The following is a 14222-nucleotide window of genomic DNA, read 5'->3' on the forward strand; positions in this document are numbered from 1 at the left end:
GGGGAATTATCTGATGGACAAAGCAGCCCTGCGGCGCGCGTTGGTAGAAGAACGCCTGAACCTGCCCGACCGCCTACAGCGGTCCGACCTGTTACAGCAGGTCATGCGCATCTGGCTGGTGAACCGGCCGGACACGGTGATCGGGGCCTATTGGCCCATCAAGGGCGAGTTCGACCCGTTGCCCGCCCTGCACCGCTGGAAGGAAGACGGCGAACTGCTGGACGAGCCCCAGTTGCGCCGCATCGGCCTGCCGGTGGTCAACAAGGTGCACAAGACCCTGACCTTCCACGCCTGGTACCCCGGCTGCCCCATGGAGGAGGACGCCTACGGCATCCCCAAGCCCAAGGACACCGAGGTCATCGTGCCCACCCTGCTGTTCGTGCCCTGCGTGGGCTATGCGCCGGGCGGCTACCGGCTGGGGTATGGCGGCGGTTTCTACGACCGCACGCTGGCCACGCTGCAGCCCAAGCCGTTCACGGTGGGGCTGGGCTTTACCAACGGGTACCTGGACGATTTTGAGCCGGAAGAGTTCGACCTGCCGCTCGACGCGATCCTGAACGACAACGGCGTGGTCTGGCCGGTGGGCTCCCCCTGAAACATCTTCAGCGCCTGCTGTGACGGCGCCCGGCACCGCCGGGTCGCTGCCTCAGCCCACCCGCAGTTCCGAGGCAAAGGCATAGCACTCGCCACCGGCAGGGCGGCGTTTGCAGGCGTACATGGCGCTGTCGGCGGCGCGCAGCAGGTCGGCCAGGGTCACGCCGTCGACCGGGTGGCTGGCGATGCCCAGGCTCATGCCCACGGTGAGTGCGCGGCCTTCGAACATCACGGGCTCGGCGGCGCTGGCGGCCATGCGGCGGGCCATGGCGGCGATCACGTCGCGCGGCGGGGCGCCGGCGATCAGCACCGCGAATTCATCGCCGCCCAGGCGTGCCACCATGTCTTCGGCCCGCAACTGGGCGCGCAGGCGCTGCACCATGGTGGCCAGCACCACGTCGCCCGCGGCGTGGCCGTGGGTGTCGTTCACGCCCTTAAAACCGTCCAGGTCCAGCAGCAGCAAAGCAAACGGCCGGTTCTCCGCGATGGCGGCGCCAGCGCGGCTGGCCAGCCCGGCGCGGTTGGCGGCACCGGTCAGGGCATCGGTGCCCAGCGCCTCGACCAATTCTTGCGTGCGCACGGTGAGCGCTTCTTCCGAATTGCGCAGCAGCCGCACGCGCGAGGCCATGGCGGCCGCGAACACGATGGACTCGGCCACCAGCACGGTCTGGGTCATGTCCATCTGCTGCGGCGTCCAGGCCACCCAGCCCCAGCTGGCCACGACGATGGCGCAGATGCCGATGAGCAGCAGGGTCACCCCCGCCGAATACAGCACGGCCGGCCAGTACCGCCGCCGCATGGCCATCACCGCACCGGCCGTCAGCACCACGGTGGACGCCATGACCGAGGCCTGCACCAGGCGGAACAGCCACAGCGGGTGCGACCCCAGCAGCCCGTACACCGTGGCCAGCGCCAACGCCGCCACCATGGCCAGCACCACCTTGTCCAGGCGCGGCGCAAAGTGCGACAGCCGCAGGAGGCTGCGCCCGAACATCAGCTTGGAGATGGCCCACAGCGGCGGCGCCACGCTGTAGAAGAACCCCGCCGCCTCGGGCCAGTGCGCAAACGGGTAGCGCAGCGTGTGGCCGTTGAACCCCGCCAGGGCCAGCAGCGCCCCGGCGCACGACACCAGGTACCAGGCGTAGATGCTCTCGCGGAACACCAGCAGCATCACCGTGCTGAACACCACCAGACCGAGCAGCAGGCCGTAGCACACGCCGTCGAACATGCGCTTGTCCTGCGTGGCCTGCAGGTAGTCCGCCAGGTCCCACACCGAGGCCGCGTAGAACCGCGCAAAGGTCGACTCCACCCGGAAGTACACCGTGTACACGCCCGCATCGGGCAGCTTGAAGCGCCAGGCCATCTGCTCGGACCCCGCCGGCCGCGTGGACCAGGGGTGGCGCATGCCCGTGACCACCGGCTCGGCCAGCGCCTTGCCCTGGGCGTCGTAGGGGCCGTTGAACCGCAACTCGTGCGTGGACACGGTGGGCACCAGCAGCAGCCACTCGCGCAGCGCATCGGCCGGGTCGGCCAGCTGCAGGCGCAGCCGGAACCACAGCACCCGGTCGGATTCCGCGCCCTTGAGGGGGTTCTCGGGGTAGGCAAACTGCGCCTCGTTCTCGGGCTGGCGCACCGCCTCGATGGTCATCTGGCGGGTCTTGTCCTCGAACATGCCCATGAACGGCACCACCAGCATGCCGCCGGCGTGCTGGGCGACGGGGGCCGGGGCATCGCGCCCCGCGGGCTGGGCCTGGGCGGTTGCGGCCAGGGCCATGGCGGCCCACACCAGGCCGCCGGCCAGTGCGGCCGCGCTGCGCAGCCACCGCTGGCAAACCACCCTCAGCAAAAAAGCAAAAAAAGACAGCGTCATCAAAGCCGGCCCGGCAGAGATCGGGCGGGAAACCACCTCGAAAGCGGCAGATTGTGCCGCACCCCGGAATTCCCCAGCCGGGCGGAATGGGCGGCTTTTTGGGCTTTGATGCGCAGATGGCATCAAATGACGTGTCATTCAGCATGGATGAACCGCCCATGGCGGCGGTAGCATCAATGCCCCTTACCCAGGCACCAGGTTTTTCATCCATGCTCAAGCTCTACATCGGCAACAAGAATTACTCCTCGTGGTCCATGCGCCCCTGGGTGCTGCTGCGCCAGGCCGGCATCGCGTTCGACGAAGTCCGCGTGCGCTTCGACAGCTTCGACGCGGATTCCGAATTCAAGCGCGCCATCGGCGCCGTCAACCCCACCGGCAAAGTGCCGGTGCTGGTCGACGGCGACCTGGTGGTGTGGGACACCCTGGCCATCGCCGAATACGCGGCCGAGACGCACCCCGACAAGAAGCTCTGGCCCACCGACCCCAAGGCCCGGGCGCGCGCGCGCAGCATCTGCGCCGAAATGCACAGCGGCTTTTCGGCCCTGCGCAACAACTGCCCCATGAACATCGAGGCCGACCTGCCCGACACCGGCGCGCTGCTGTGGCGCGACAACGCCGGCGTGCGTGCCGACGTGCAGCGCCTGGTGGGCATGTGGAGCGCGCTGCTCGACGAGCATGGCGGCCCGATGCTGTTCGGCGAGTTCACCATCGCCGACGCGTACTTCGCCCCCGTGTGCATGCGCCTGGCGACCTACGCCCTGCCCCTGCCGCCGCAGATCGCCGACTACGTGCAGCGCGTGCGCGCCCTGCCCGGCGTGAAGGCCTGGATCGACGACGCATTGGCCGAAAAGGACTTCCTCGACTTCGAGGAACCCTACCGCCTGGCCCCCGCCAAGCGCTGAGGAGCACTTGTACATGGCAGTCACCATCTACCTGCGCTATGTGCTCAATACCAGCAAGCTCCGGGAGTTCGAGCACTACGGCAAGCTGTGGATTCCGCTGGTCGAGAAATTCGGCGGCCAGCACCACGGCTACTTCATGCCCAGCGAAGGCGCGAACAACATCGCGCTGGCGCTGTTCACCTTCGAGAGCCTGGCGGCCTACGAGGTGTACCGCCAGCAATCGATGCAGGACGCGGAGTGCCTGGCGGCGTTCCGCTATGCCGAGGAGACAGGCTGCATCGTAAGCTATGAGCGGAGCTTTTTCAGGCCGGTGTTTGCCTGAGAAACGCGTTGAGTCGATGTAGCACCAATGTGCTACATTGCCTTTTCCTGCAGGAGCCCCCCATGTCCACCACCACCATTCGCCTTGAAGATGAGATGAAAAGCCGCATCAACGCCGCGGCAGCGCAAGTCGGCAAGACAGCACACGCTTTCATCCTGGAGGCCTTGGCCCAGAAGGTGGAGCAAGTGGAGCAGGACAACGCATTCCACGCCCTGGCCGACGAGCGCTGGGCACGCATTCGCGCTACCGGCAAGACGGTGGCGTGGGACGATGCCAAGGCTTACCTGACCGCCCGAGCCCAGGGCGAGCAGCCTCGCAAACCCGCCGCCAAGGCATGACCCGCATCGAGCTGGCGCCAGAGGTTCTGGAGGACTTCGACCGCTTCTTCGACCACATCGCGCAGTACGACCCGGGCAGTGCGCCCGAACGCATCGGCGCCATCGTGGACGCCCTGCAGATCCTGTCCCACAGCCCACAGATCGGTCGGCCTGTGCAAGGTGGCAAGCGCGAACTGGTGATAGGCCGGGCGTCTCGCGGGTACGTGGCGCTGTACCACTACGTGGCGGACATCGACACCGTTTTTGTATTGGCGGTGCGCAACCAGCGGGAGGCGGGCTTCAAGCGCTGAACCCCGCCCATCCACTACCGAAACTGCTTGCGCAACTTCGCTTTGTGCCGCGCGATGTGCGCCATCTGCGCCTCGGCAATCGAGCCGCCCAAATCCACCCCGTCGCCATTGAGCACATCGTTCGCATAGGCCAGCGCCCGCGCCACCACCTCGGCCTCGGTCACGCCCTGCTGCTCGGCCAGGTCCAGGGCCACGCGGCGCATGGCGCGCTGCGACAGCATCCACATCGCGCCGAAGGCCTCCCAGGCAGCGGCAGATTCCTTGAACTTGTCCCGGTCGCCCAGGATTTCGTTCAAGGGCTTGGCCAGGATTGCTTCCAGGTCCTCCACCTTGGACTTCAGCGCTTCGAACTGCGCCTCGCGCTGCAGTGCGGCAGCAGCAGCGTTGGCCGCAGCGTCCGGCGCCGGGGGCACGGGCACGCTGCCGTCGGGGTTGAGCTGGGCGATAGTGAGGTCGGACGATAGGGACATGGTGGGGCGAATATACGGCGCAGCGCAGGTTCTAAACTCGCCCCATGAAAATCTACATGGTGGGCGGCGCCGTCCGCGACAAGCTGCTGGGCCGTCCGGTGAACGACCGCGACTGGGTGGTGGTGGGCGCCACGCCCGAGCAGATGCTGGAGGGTGGCTACCTGCCCGTGGGCCGCGACTTCCCCGTCTTTTTGCACCCCACCACGCGCGAGGAATATGCGCTGGCCCGCACCGAGCGCAAGAGCGGCCAGGGCTACCGGGGCTTTGCGGTGCACACCGCGCCCGACGTGACGCTGGAGGAAGACCTCTCGCGCCGCGACCTCACTATCAATGCGATAGCAGAAGACACCCATCCATCTCGTGGCAGCGGCCTGTTTGACCCCTACCACGGCGTGCGCGACATCGAAGCGCGCGTGCTGCGCCACGTGACCGATGCCTTCCGCGAAGACCCGGTGCGCATCCTGCGCGTGGCGCGTTTTGCGGCGCGCTTCACCGACTTCACCGTGGCGCCCGAGACCATGCAGCTCATGCGCGAGATGGTCGCCCACGGCGAGGTGGACCACCTGGTGCCCGAGCGCGTGTGGCAGGAGCTGGCGCGCGGCCTGATGGAAGCCAGGCCCTCGCGCATGTTCGAAGTGCTGCGCGAATGCGGTGCGCTGGCCGTGCTGCTGCCCGAGGTGGCGCGCCTGTGGGGCGTGCCGCAGCGCGCTGAATACCACCCCGAGGTGGACACCGGCGTGCACCTGATGATGGTGCTGGACATGTCCGCGCGGCTGGGTGCCCCGCTGACCGTGCGCTTTGCCTGCCTGGCGCACGACCTGGGCAAGGGCACGACACCCGCCGACGTGCTGCCGCGCCACATCGAGCACGAGCAGCGCAGCGCCGAGCTGCTGGTGGACGTGGCCGAGCGCCTGCGCGTGCCGGTGGACTGCCGCGAGACCGCCGACGTGGTGGCCCGTGAGCACGGCCACATCCACCGCAGCGGCGAGCTGTCCGCCGCGGCCCTCATGCGCCTGCTGGAGCGCTGCGACGCCATTCGCAAGCCTGCGCGGTTTGCCGACGTGTTGCTGGCCTGCGAGTGCGATGCGCGCGGGCGACTGCACTTCGAAGAAACGCCCTACCCGCAGCGCCCGCGTTTGCTGGCGGTGCTGACGGCAGCGCAGTCGGTGGTCACGCGCGATATCGCAGCGCAGGCCGCGAGCCGGGGGCTGACCGGGCCGCAGGTGGGCGGGTTGATCCACCAGGAGCGCGTGCGGGCCGTGGCGCAATGGCTGCAGGAGGAGAAGCAAGTGACTGAGCCGGGGCAGAAGTAAGAAGCTTCTGCTTCTGGTTTTGCCTCTGCTTCGGTACCGGCTTCTGCGCAGGCTTGACAACGGCCCGCGCCCCTCACAACCGTTCGGGCTGAGCTTGTCGAAGCCAGGGCATGCGCGTGCCACACCCCTCGCACCTTCACCCAACGCAAGCGTGGCACAAGCCTCGCAACGCCTCTAGAATCCGCCTCCTTTCGACCACCCCGTGCGCAGCGGCATTGCCTGCGGGCGGGCCCCTGCTCCAGCCACCACCGCTCCGCCATGAACCCTCTGCACATCCGCCTGGCCACCCCCGCCGACGCGGACACCATCGCCCCGCTGTTCGACGCCTACCGCCAGTTCTACGACCAGGCACCCGACCTTGCAGCGGCGCAGCACTTCATCGCCGACCGGCTCACGCGCGGCGAGTCCAGCATCCTCATGGCGTTCGATGAAACCGGTGCAGCCATCGGCTTTTGCCAGCTCTACCCCACGTTCTGCTCGGTGGAGGCGGCGCCCATCTACACGCTGTACGACCTGTTCGTGGCGCCCACCGCCCGCAAGACGGGAGCAGGCCGCGCCTTGCTGATCGCGGCGCGCGACCACGCACGCGCGCAGGGCAAGGTGCGCATGGACCTGACCACGGCCCACACCAACACCACGGCGCAGTCGCTGTACGAGTCGCTGGGCTGGGTGCACGACACGGTGTTTCGGGCGTACAGCCAGCGGGTGGGATAGGTATTCGCTCTCTTTTGCGGATTCACTCTCGATCAAAACCGTTCGGGCTGAGCTTGTCGAAGCCTCGCCGCGCTCCGACAAGCTCAGCGTGAACGGCTTTGCTTTTTTCGAGCAGGGACCGTCTTGAAGGCACGCTCACCAGCGCAACCACCGCGGCCCCGCAATAGCCCCCACGGCCGTCGGCACCGCCATGCCCGCCAGATACCACACCGCGAGAAACGGCGTGGCCATCTCTGGGCAGTGCAGCGCATACACCAGCGCCCCCAGCGCCCCAGCCAGCAGGCCGGCCCCAGCGCCCGCCCAGGCCAGGCGCGTGGGTGCCGCGCCTTTCAATGCCCAGAAGCCCGCGGCGAACGCCGGCACCGACAGCACGGCGATGTTGAAGGGGCACGTCCGCCAGGTGCTGCCCAGGATGAGCGGCAGGCGCTCGGCCGGCGCCGCCTGCGCCAGCGTGGCCAGCGCCAGGCCCCACAGCACCAGCGGCGGCAGCGCCAGCCACAGTGCGGCACGACCGGCAGGCACGCCCGGGCGCGCCATGCGCTGCAGCAGCATCAGCCCGGCCGCGGCCAGCGTGCCCGCGAAGGCCAGCTTGCCCCAGAACATGGGCATGGCCATCGTGGCGGCCAGATCGCTGCGCAGGCCGAAAAGCGCCAGCATGAGCACGGAGGCCCCGGCAATGCCGGCGAACGCGGCCACGGCCAGGCGCTGCTCCACCGTGTGGCGGGCCACCGGGTGCGCGTCGGCGGCCAACAGCTCGATCAATTCATCGGTCTTCATCACATTCCCCTGATCTTGGCGGCCAGGGCCTTCAGGCCCCGGTGCACGCCGACTTTGACGGCCGACTCCGACAGGCCGGTGAGCTGTGCGGTCTCGACTACCGACAGGCCCTCGAGCTTCATGTGCACAATGGGCAGGCGCTGGCGGTCGGGCAACTGCTCCAGCAGGCGGCCCAGGTCGCGCCGGGCCTCGGCCGCCTCGCTGTCGGTGCTGGCGAACAGGTCGTCGGTGTCGTCCAGCGGCACATGCAGCGCTTCCTTGGCGGCGCGCGATCGCAGCCAGTCGATGAGCTTGTAGCGCGCAATCGCATGCACCCAGGCCGTCACCGGCGAGTCGGCCCGGTAGGTGTGGCGCTGGTTGTGCACCGCCAGCAGGGTCTCCTGCACGAGGTCCTCCACCTCGTCGGGCCGCTGCGCCAGGCGGCGGCGCAGGAACGCACGCAGGTGCGCGCTCAGCTCCTTCAGAAATCGCTGGTAGGCCGCTGCGTCGGCGTCCAGCCCCTGCAGCAGCAATCCGCGCAGCCGCTCTTCAATGTCCATGGCGTCTCCCTGCAGGGTATTCGTCACAGCGGGCCCTCCGGTTACAGCGGGTGCAAAAAATAAATAAGCGTGTGGATTGGCAGCGCCGTGTAACCCGCGGCGCCGCCAGCGCGAATTACAGCGCAGATCGGGTGCTGCAGGGTGCAGGCAGTCAGCTAGTTAGTTAGTTCTGCCCCGCACGTTGCCGCCACCGGTCCGCTTCGATCCCTTTCTTATTAATTTATTTATCAAACTCTGTTGGAGAAATTTGCCATGACCACACGCACCCTCAGCCTCGGCGCCCTCGCACTCTCGGCCATTGCCTGCACCTCCGCCTTGGCACAGGCCCCTGCCCAGCCCATGGCCGACGCCGCCAAGCCCGCCATGGAGAAGTGCTACGGCGTGTCGATGGCCGGCAAGAACGACTGCGCTGCCGGCGCCGGCACCACGTGCGCGGGCACGTCCAAGATGGACTACCAGGGCAACGCCTGGAAGTACGTGCCCGCCGGCACCTGCGCCACGCTCAAGACGCCCAAGGGCATGGGGTCGCTGATGCCCATCAAATCCTGAAATGAAGCGCCCCCTGAGGCGCTGCGCGCCTTCCCCCGAAGGGGGACGCACCCGGTGGCCCGGCAAAGCCGGCTCCACGGGTGCACTGGCCTGGTCCGCGCCCGCTTCGTGGGCCGCGGGTGGCGCGCAGCGCCATGGATAACCGATACGGCAAAGCCTCCCCTCACCACTACAGCGATCTGCCATGCCATCCCCGTTGACCGCCGGCCTGGGCCTCAAGCCCCAGCACTACGCCGAGGCACAGCACTGCGGTGCGCCCGGCCTGTGGTGGGAGGTTCATCCCGAAAACTACTTGGCCGCCGGCGGCCCGCGGCTGGCGTGGCTCGAAGCCATCCGTGCGCGCCACCCGGTGGCGCTGCATGGGGTGTCGCTGTCGCTCGCGGCCGATGCACCGCCCGATGCCGATCACTTGGCCCGGCTGGCCGCGCTGGTGCGGCGCATCGAGCCCGCCATCGTGTCCGAACATCTGGCGTGGTCCTCCTGGCGCGGCCACTACCTGCCCGACCTGCTGCCGTTTCCGCGCACCCACGCCGCACTGGCCCGCATCGCGGACAACATCGCGCGCACGCAGGATGCCTTGCAGCGCACCATCGCCATCGAGAACCCCACGCACTACCTGCACATCGACGGGCACGACTGGTGCGAGACCGACTTTCTGGCCGATCTGGTGCGGCGCACCGGCTGCGCGCTGCTGCTGGATGTGAACAACGTGCATGTGAGCGCCCACAACCTGGGCACGGATGCGCGGGCCTACATCGATGCGTTCCCGCTGCACGCCGTCGCGGAGATCCACCTGGCCGGGCACCATGCCGACCCGGCGCTGGGCGACGCGCTGCTCATCGACAGCCACGATGCGCCCATCGACCCTGCCGTTTGGGCGTTGTATGAACAGGTGCTGGCGCGCACAGGCCCTATCCCCACGCTCATCGAACGGGACGGCAACGTGCCCGCGTTGGCAGAGCTGCTGGCTGAACGCGACGAGGCACACAGCGCGCTGGCCGCCTGCGCGCAACACCACGAACAACGCGAGGTGGCGCCATGCACCTGAGCGATTTTCAGGACGGCCTGGCGGCTGCGTTGCTGCCTTCGCCAGACACCGTGGCACCAACACCCGCGTGGCTCACAGCCCTGGCCGCCCAGCCCGGCTTTGCGGTGTACCGCAACACCGTGCTCGCCGCCTGCATCGACACGCTGCAGGCCAATTACCCCACCGTGTGCAGCCTGGTGGGCACCGACTGGTTTCGTGCAGCGGCGGCCGTTTTCGCCCACGCGCAGCCACCGGCCGACGGGCGGCTCATGGACTATGGCGCGGGCTTTGCCGATTTTCTGCAGCAGTTCGGGCCAGCCGCAGCACTGCCCTACCTGCCCGCCGTTGCACACCTCGACCGGTGCTGGACGACGAGCCACCTGGCGGCCGATGCCCCTGCGCTCGACGCGACCTGGCTGGGCCGCCAGCCGACCGACACGCTGGCACTGTGGCACCTGCGGCCCCACCCGGCGGCGCGCTGGGCCTGGTGCGATGACCACCCCGCGTATGCCCTGTGGCAGCGCCACCGCGACCAGTGGCCGATGGATGCAGACCTGCTGTGGACAGGCGATGGCGGCTTGCTGACCCGGCCCGATTCCGCCGTGGTGTGGTGCGCGTTGCCGCATGCAGGCATCGCCTTCATGGACGCCTGCGCGCAAGGCCTGCCATTGGAGGCCGCTGCCACAGAAGCATTGGTGGCCGAACCAGATACCGACATCGCAGCGCTGCTGATGTTGCTGCTGGACGCCGGAGCGCTCACCGAAGCCGCGGCCGATGCGGCTGCACCGGCCCCATGTTCAAAGGAAACACCATGACACCCAACACCATCCCCATGCTCTCCCCAACCGCAGGCGGCCCCCGCGCGTGGCTGGCCCGGCTGGCACACATCTCCGCCTGGCTCACACCCCACAGCCTGCTCGCACTCGTCAACCGCATCGCGCTGGCCGGCATCTTCTGGCTGTCGGCGCGCACCAAGGTCGAGGGCTGGTTCACCATCTCCGACAGCGCCTATGCGCTGTTCAGCGACGAGTACAAGCTGCCGCTGATCCCGCCGCACCTGGCCGCACAGATGGCCACGGTGGCCGAGCACCTGTTCGCCGTGCTGCTGGTGCTGGGGCTGTTCACCCGGCTGTCCGCGCTGGCGCTCTTGGGCATGACGCTGGTGATCCAGGTGTTCGTGTACCCGGACGCGTGGCCCACGCACCTGTCCTGGGCGGGGCTGCTGCTGTACCTGGTGGGGCGCGGCGCGGGCGCTGTGTCGCTGGACCGCGCGCTGGGCCTGCGCTGAGCCGGCCGCCTCAGCCCACCTTCACGCGTTGGACGGGGCCGCGGTGCGCACCCAGCGCGCGATGTCCGCCGCGCCCAGCGCGCCGGAGATGCGGGCCACCTCGCGCCCCTGCTGGAACATCACCATGGTCGGAATGCTGCGGATCGCATGGCGCGCTCCCAGAGCCTGGTGCTCTTCGGTGTTGAGCTTGGCCAGGCGTACCTGCGGCTCCAGCTCGCGCGCGGCCTGGGCAAAGGCGGGCGCCATCTGGCGGCACGGGCCGCACCACGGCGCCCAGAAGTCCACCACCACGGGGATGTGGCTGCGCGCCACATGGCGCTCGAACGACGCGGCGTCGAGTTCGAGCGGTGCCCCTTCGAAGAGCGGCTGGTGGCACTGGCCGCAGTCGGGCGCGCTGGCCAGCTGCGCGGTTTGCACGCGGTTGGTGGTGTGGCAGTGGGGGCAGACGATGTGCAGGGCTTCGGACATGGGGGCGCGTTGTTGGCAGTCTGAATGTGCGCAGGTGGCGACCGCGCCGGATTTTTCAAGTCGGCGCACCCGCCGCAGCACTGTCGGCCAAATACCTGCTTGCAAAAATTTACGCGGGATTACAGGGTGTAGAACACCCCGGCGGGCCGGTCGGCCCGGTGGCATCTGCTAAGGTCTCGGCCCATGCAGCTGCTTCCGATACTGACAACTGCCAACGCCCTTTTTCTCGATTTCGACGGCACGCTCACCGAGCTGGCGTCGCGCCCCGAAGCGGTGCGCATCGCGTCCGGGCTGGTACCCACACTCTCCGCGCTGCACGGGCACCTGGGTGGTGCACTGGCCATCGTGACCGGGCGACCCGAGGCCGACATCGACGTGTTTCTGGCCCCGCTGCACCTGCCGCTGGCCAGCGAGCACGGTGCGCAATACCGCCTCCACGACACATCCCACCCGGCCGTGCAGCCGCCCGATCTGGCCCCCGTGCTGCAGGCGGCGTACGACCTGGCGTCGCGCCATCCCGGCCTGCTGGTGGAGCCCAAGCGCGCCAGCGTCGCCCTGCACTACCGCCTGGCGCCCCATATGGAGGCGCGCTGTCTGGACACCCTGGAACGCGCCTTGCAAGGCATGGAAGGCGTGGAGCTGATGCGCGGCAAGTTCGTCTTCGAGGTCAAGCCCCGCGGGGTCCACAAGGGGCAGGCCATCGTCGACTTCATGACCCAGCCGCCGTTTGCGGGCCGGGTCCCTGTCTTCGTGGGCGACGACGTCACCGACGAATCGGGCTTTGCCGCCGTGCAGGCCCTGGGCGGGTGGGGCATCAAGGTGGGCGAGGGCCCGACCATGGCACAACACCGCTGCATGACACCCGCCGCACTGCGCGGCTGGCTCTCCAGCGCAAGGACCAACTGGGAACGAGAACAATGAACACTGCCGCCAACGAACCCCAACAGGGCTCGCTCAACCTCGGAATGATCGGCAATTGCGCCATCAGCGCACTGATCGACAACCACGCCCGCATGGTCTGGTGCTGCCTGCCCCGCTTCGATGGCGACCCGGTGTTCAACGCGCTGCTGCAGCCCGGCGACGAGGGCAGCCACTTCGCGATCGAGATCGAGGACCTGGCCTCGGCCCACCAGTGGTACGAGCCCAATACCGCCATCCTGCGCACGCAGCTGTTCGACAAGGCCGGGCATGGTGTGGAGATCACCGACTTTGCGCCGCGCTTCAACAGCCGCTCGCGGTTCTTTCGGCCCATGACACTGGTGCGCCGCGTGCGGCCCATCGAAGGCGCGCCGCGCATCCGCGTGGCGCTCAAGGTGCGCTACGACTGGGGCCGCAGCACGCCGCACATCACGCGCGGCAGCAACCACATCCGCTATGTGGGCGAGGACATGACGCTGCGCCTGTCCACCGATGCGCCGGTATCGCACGTGCTGTCGGGGCAGTCGTTCGTGCTCACGCGCGAGCACAACTTCTTGCTCGGCGCGGACGAGCCTCTGCACGAAGGCATTGCCGACACGGCGCGCTACTTCGAGCAGGAAACCACCAGCTACTGGCGCAACTGGAGCCGTGCACTGGCCTTGCCGCTGGAGTGGCAGGACGCGGTGATCCGCGCGGCCATCACGCTCAAGCTGTCGCTGTACGAGGACACCGGCGCCATCGTGGCGGCCATGACCACCAGCATCCCCGAGTCCGCGCACAGCGGCCGCAACTGGGACTACCGCTACTGCTGGCTGCGCGATGCGTTCTTCGTGGTGCGTGCGCTCAACAGCATCTCCGAAGTCGGCACCATGGAGGACTACCTGCGCTGGCTCAGCAACGTGGTCATCGAAGGCGGCGACGGCCACATCCAGCCGCTGTACGGCATTGGTCTGGAAAAAGACCTGCCCGAGTCCGTGATGCCGCAGCTGGCCGGCTACCGCGGCATGGGCCCGGTGCGCGTGGGCAACCAGGCGGCCGAGCATTTTCAGCATGACGTGTACGGCAACATCGTGCTGGGCGCCGCGCAGTCGTTCCATGACCACCGGCTGCTGCACCGCGCAGGCCAGGCCGAGTTCACCCGCCTGGAGCAAGTGGGCGCCAACGCGGTGCGCGTGTACGGCCAGCCCGATGCGGGCATGTGGGAGCTGCGCACCCGCGCGCGGGTCCACACATCATCTGCGCTGATGAGCTGGGGCGCCTGCGACCGCCTGGCCAAGATCGCGCTGACCCTGCAACTGCCCGACCGCGCCGCATACTGGCGCGACCATGCCGACCGCATGCGCGACGAGATCATCGCCAAGTCCTGGAGCGAATCCCGCCAGGCCTTTGCCGAAAGCTTCGGCGGCAACGAGCTCGACGCCAGCGTGCTGCTGATGGCCGAGGTGGGCATGATCGACCCCATGGACCCGCGCTTCGTGAGCACGGTGGAGGCCATGGAAAAGAGCCTGTGCGACGGCCCGTACATGCGCCGCTACGAAGCGGCCGACGACTTCGGCAAGCCCGAGACGGCGTTCAACATCTGCACCTTCTGGCGCATCGACGCGCTCGCGCGCATCGGCCGCAAGGACGAGGCACGGGCCATCTTCGAGACCATGCTGGCAGCGCGCAACCCGCTGGGCCTGCTGTCCGAAGACACCCATGCCGAGACGCAGGAGATGTGGGGCAACTTCCCGCAGACCTACTCGATGGTGGGTGTGATCAACGCCGCGGTGCGCCTGTCGGCCCCGTGGGACAGTGTGATTTGAGGCGACGTCCGACAGTTTGACTGCACCATCCGCGGCGA

18 protein-coding genes are annotated in these 14222 nt (G+C 68.2%); 13 read left to right on the plus strand and 5 right to left on the minus strand.

The genetic code is table 11. From position 1 onward, the window contains the following. Positions 1-13 precede the first annotated feature (13 nt). Positions 14-595 carry a 5-formyltetrahydrofolate cyclo-ligase gene (locus ACSQ3D_RS04800; RefSeq protein WP_056164526.1) on the plus strand — a complete coding sequence of 194 codons (582 nt, stop codon included), beginning with the start codon at positions 14-16 and terminating at the stop codon, positions 593-595. A 51-nt stretch (positions 596-646) separates the two neighbouring features. Here ACSQ3D_RS04800 and ACSQ3D_RS04805 read toward each other — a convergent pair whose 3' ends face one another. Further along, positions 647-2368: a diguanylate cyclase gene (locus tag ACSQ3D_RS04805; protein ID WP_436126084.1), complete on the minus strand. Its 1722-nt coding sequence runs from the start codon at positions 2366-2368 to the stop codon at positions 647-649. A gap of 305 nt (positions 2369-2673) precedes the next feature. On the opposite strand from ACSQ3D_RS04805, the gene ACSQ3D_RS04810 reads away from it, so the two are divergent. The 4 genes from ACSQ3D_RS04810 (at position 2674) to ACSQ3D_RS04825 (ending at position 4316) form a co-directional block, all read left to right on the plus strand. Next, a complete protein-coding gene (locus ACSQ3D_RS04810; protein WP_396506104.1) occupies positions 2674-3366 on the plus strand; it encodes a glutathione S-transferase family protein in 693 nt (230 codons plus the stop codon). Between the two features lie 13 nt (positions 3367-3379). Beyond that, entirely contained in the window at positions 3380-3688 is a 309-nt protein-coding gene (locus ACSQ3D_RS04815; protein ID WP_436126085.1) for an NIPSNAP family protein, read from the plus strand. Positions 3689-3750: 62 nt separating this feature from the next. Then, a complete protein-coding gene (locus tag ACSQ3D_RS04820) occupies positions 3751-4026 on the plus strand; it encodes a type II toxin -antitoxin system TacA 1-like antitoxin (protein ID WP_056164521.1) in 276 nt (91 codons plus the stop codon). Continuing rightward, positions 4023-4316, plus strand: coding sequence for a type II toxin-antitoxin system RelE/ParE family toxin (locus tag ACSQ3D_RS04825; RefSeq protein WP_056164518.1), 294 nt, complete (start codon positions 4023-4025; stop codon positions 4314-4316). Before ACSQ3D_RS04820 ends, ACSQ3D_RS04825 begins: the two co-directional genes overlap by 4 nt. A 14-nt stretch (positions 4317-4330) precedes the next feature. Here the strand turns inward: ACSQ3D_RS04825 and ACSQ3D_RS04830 are convergent, their stop codons facing one another. Beyond that, positions 4331-4786 (minus strand): hypothetical protein, encoded by a 456-nt coding sequence (locus ACSQ3D_RS04830; protein WP_436126086.1) that lies wholly within the window; start codon positions 4784-4786, stop codon positions 4331-4333. Positions 4787-4830: 44 nt separating this feature from the next. Here ACSQ3D_RS04830 and ACSQ3D_RS04835 point away from each other — a divergent pair, with 44 nt between their 5' ends. Beyond that, positions 4831-6099: a multifunctional CCA addition/repair protein gene (locus ACSQ3D_RS04835; RefSeq protein ID WP_436126087.1), complete on the plus strand. Its 1269-nt coding sequence runs from the start codon at positions 4831-4833 to the stop codon at positions 6097-6099. Positions 6100-6357: 258 nt separating this feature from the next. After that, positions 6358-6813, plus strand: a complete 456-nt coding sequence (locus ACSQ3D_RS04840; protein WP_436126088.1) for an N-acetyltransferase family protein — start codon at positions 6358-6360, stop codon at positions 6811-6813. A 135-nt stretch (positions 6814-6948) separates the two neighbouring features. Here the strand turns inward: ACSQ3D_RS04840 and ACSQ3D_RS04845 are convergent, their stop codons facing one another. Together ACSQ3D_RS04845 and ACSQ3D_RS04850 are read right to left on the minus strand one after the other, a co-directional pair. Beyond that, entirely contained in the window at positions 6949-7590 is a 642-nt protein-coding gene (locus ACSQ3D_RS04845) for an NrsF family protein (protein WP_056414077.1), read from the minus strand. Next, complete coding sequence (locus ACSQ3D_RS04850; RefSeq protein WP_056164502.1) at positions 7590-8129, minus strand: sigma-70 family RNA polymerase sigma factor; 540 nt, start codon at positions 8127-8129, stop codon at positions 7590-7592. The genes ACSQ3D_RS04845 and ACSQ3D_RS04850 overlap by 1 nt, the downstream gene beginning before the upstream one ends. Before the next feature lie 252 nt (positions 8130-8381). On the opposite strand from ACSQ3D_RS04850, the gene ACSQ3D_RS04855 reads away from it, so the two are divergent. The 4 genes from ACSQ3D_RS04855 (at position 8382) to ACSQ3D_RS04870 (ending at position 10993) form a co-directional block, all read left to right on the plus strand. Beyond that, on the plus strand, positions 8382-8678 hold the full coding sequence (locus ACSQ3D_RS04855) for a BufA1 family periplasmic bufferin-type metallophore (protein WP_056414230.1): 297 nt from the start codon (positions 8382-8384) through the stop codon (positions 8676-8678). A 184-nt stretch (positions 8679-8862) separates the two neighbouring features. Next, positions 8863-9726, plus strand: coding sequence for an MNIO family bufferin maturase (bufB, locus tag ACSQ3D_RS04860; protein WP_056164497.1), 864 nt, complete (start codon positions 8863-8865; stop codon positions 9724-9726). Next, positions 9717-10520: an HvfC/BufC N-terminal domain-containing protein gene (locus ACSQ3D_RS04865; protein ID WP_436126089.1), complete on the plus strand. Its 804-nt coding sequence runs from the start codon at positions 9717-9719 to the stop codon at positions 10518-10520. Before bufB ends, ACSQ3D_RS04865 begins: the two co-directional genes overlap by 10 nt. Continuing rightward, the gene (locus ACSQ3D_RS04870; protein WP_436126090.1) at positions 10517-10993 is read left to right on the plus strand and encodes a DoxX family protein; all 477 of its coding nucleotides are present in this window, start codon (positions 10517-10519) and stop codon (positions 10991-10993) included. Before ACSQ3D_RS04865 ends, ACSQ3D_RS04870 begins: the two co-directional genes overlap by 4 nt. 21 nt (positions 10994-11014) lie before the next feature. Here the strand turns inward: ACSQ3D_RS04870 and trxC are convergent, their stop codons facing one another. Continuing rightward, positions 11015-11461 (minus strand): thioredoxin TrxC, encoded by a 447-nt coding sequence (gene trxC, locus ACSQ3D_RS04875; RefSeq protein WP_436126091.1) that lies wholly within the window; start codon positions 11459-11461, stop codon positions 11015-11017. Between the two features lie 183 nt (positions 11462-11644). Between trxC and otsB the strand changes: the two genes are divergently transcribed. Together otsB and ACSQ3D_RS04885 are read left to right on the plus strand one after the other, a co-directional pair. Beyond that, a complete protein-coding gene (gene otsB, locus ACSQ3D_RS04880; protein WP_436126092.1) occupies positions 11645-12382 on the plus strand; it encodes a trehalose-phosphatase in 738 nt (245 codons plus the stop codon). Beyond that, positions 12379-14184, plus strand: a complete 1806-nt coding sequence (locus ACSQ3D_RS04885; RefSeq protein WP_436126093.1) for a glycoside hydrolase family 15 protein — start codon at positions 12379-12381, stop codon at positions 14182-14184. The genes otsB and ACSQ3D_RS04885 overlap by 4 nt, the downstream gene beginning before the upstream one ends. The last annotated feature ends 38 nt before the right edge of the window (positions 14185-14222 follow it).

Source organism: Acidovorax sp. LjRoot117, from assembly GCF_964252695.1.
In the GTDB taxonomy this organism is placed as follows: domain Bacteria; phylum Pseudomonadota; class Gammaproteobacteria; order Burkholderiales; family Burkholderiaceae_C; genus Acidovorax.